1 protein-coding gene is annotated in these 2,132 nt (G+C 36.4%); it reads right to left on the bottom strand.

Annotated elements, in window-relative coordinates; all coding sequences use genetic code 11:
• Nucleotides 1-638 precede the first annotated feature (638 nt).
• Complete coding sequence (locus tag JC525_RS19640; RefSeq protein ID WP_198817820.1) at nt 639-1,460, bottom strand: hypothetical protein; 822 nt, start codon at nt 1,458-1,460, stop codon at nt 639-641.
• Nucleotides 1,461-2,132 lie beyond the last annotated feature (672 nt).

Raw genomic sequence — 2,132 nt, 5'->3', positions numbered from 1 at the left:
TCGATAGTATACACCTGATTTTAGGAGAAACATATTAAGCCAAGACTATTGGTATCATATGCACACATACCAAGCTAAATTGCCTCTTCAGGCAACAAAAGACAAAGAGCGGACTTTCAATCTAATTTCAGTTAACCTCAAGTAAATCGAAAAATTTGCAGTATTCTATGAACAGACTGGCTACCGTCGCACTTTTTTTTATCTTTATATTACTATCGTTTTCACCTCACCACAGAGCTGACGCTGAAGGTTTTAAATTACAGCAAGCGTTAGTCGATGGGAAACAGGTCTGGGCTAAAAGAATTTATGCTAAAAGAATTTAGTGTGATTTGTAGTAGGCTAAAAGAATTTAGGCTAAAAGAATTTAGCTCAAATCTAATCTGACAGCGGCACCTGAAAAAACGGGTAACAGTCAGATCAAGTCTGAGCTAGTACACATATGCAGTAATCTTTGGTTATCCACGAATTTATAAACACTCAAAATAGTCTAAAACTACGAAACCTCTTATCCTTGCAAACGGCTACACCAAAAGCTAAGCCCAAACAAGGGCCAAGCTTTTTAATAGAAGTATCTCTAGTTGCTTAAAAACAAATTTCGTAGCTTTTGGAAAGATTTAGTACAGCAAATATAGGTATCGCTATTTATAATCGAAGCGTTCGATCGTTATCCTTCCTCTGTAAAATCCACGACTAAAAATTAAAGAATTCATGTTTACGCCGTACCCTAGTGGGCTCAAATAGTTGTTCATATCTTCTATGTGAGCCTCTAGCGCCGCTTTGATGTTCATATTGTTCAACTTAGTTACATCTTGCTGTACTTCATTATTGTTAGTATCAAGAATTCTGAGTATTTTAACTTCTAACTTTATTGGAGAGTTAATTACTGTTAATTCAACTAAAATACTGCCGCCAGTTTCAAGTGGAATTTGAAACTGGTTTGGCACGCTAGTATTAATCAAGTTAAGCGCCTGAGCTATGGAGATAGCCGTCGCTTCTACAGTTTTTATCTTTCCCTCTAAGCTATTATTTAGATAGTCGCTTACATCAGCACGACAATAGCTGCAATTGACGAATTCCCAGGGTGAAGATATAACTTCTTTCGGAATTGATTTTGCTTCAGCTTCGGCCACCAGAGAGTTCGAAGCATTACTGAGGTCCGTCATCATTGTTGAAATACCGGAAGGAACTGAGGAAAGCATGTATGTCACAATCGGAACTTCAGGCATCCCTGGAAGAGAGGGAGTGAGAGAAAGCGTTACATCAAAAGAACGAGCATTTTTATTGTAAATATCAACAAGCGTAATATGCTTTTTTTCACCAACCTTTAAGTTCAACATACCCCACGACACAATTTTATCGGAATGGCTGCAGTCATAACACTCAACGACTTCCGAACTTAAAGCTAGCTTAGAAAATGACACTAGAATAGCTAAAAAAAATCCAATAGACATTAATTTCATTTATTACTTCCTTTTACTGTTCAAATGAGCTTTTAGTAGGCCAAAAGATGATGACGTAGGTGCTACTTTTTTGTTACGACTAAAAGACTGATACCTCAAACAAATAACGCTAGACATTAAGCCTTAACACATGTTTCGACAAAGAATTGGTTTTAAGGAAATACTATCGATACTATAGAGCCAGTAATACCGTTTAAAAATGTCCATTGATTCACCACAGTTAAGTCTAGGAGCCCGAGTCCCACTCTTTACTAATTCTTTGGATGCTCTGTGCACCATCGAATGTCGTAAAAGCTCTTCTGCGAATTTTTCAAATGCATAAATATTATTGCTATCTATTTTCTTTTTGGTTTTTGTAGGTTGTGATGTTTCTTTGAAGGCTAAATTATCCGTTTTTCATATTCCTTTATTTAAACGTAACAACATTACTATTGAGTGGTTAAAATAATGCTAAACTAAAGGAAAGTTGCTTCGTTAAAAGTAGTTTCGATTATTCACCCTCAATGTTAATTAGTCTTTTGGTGACCAATTAGTAGCGTGAATCGTTATTCACACTACTAAAAAACGGTAACCAGGTCATATTCTTTGTTTAGTGATTAGCGAATGAAGGTCTCTTGAAGACAAACAGCAGACGTTCAGGGCTCTCTGCTCTTGATTCCGATATTTACCATA

The organism is Alteromonas sp. IB21 (genome assembly GCF_016405965.1).
Lineage (GTDB): Bacteria > Pseudomonadota > Gammaproteobacteria > Enterobacterales > Alteromonadaceae > Alteromonas.
This window is presented reverse-complemented; position numbering and strand designations above follow the sequence as displayed.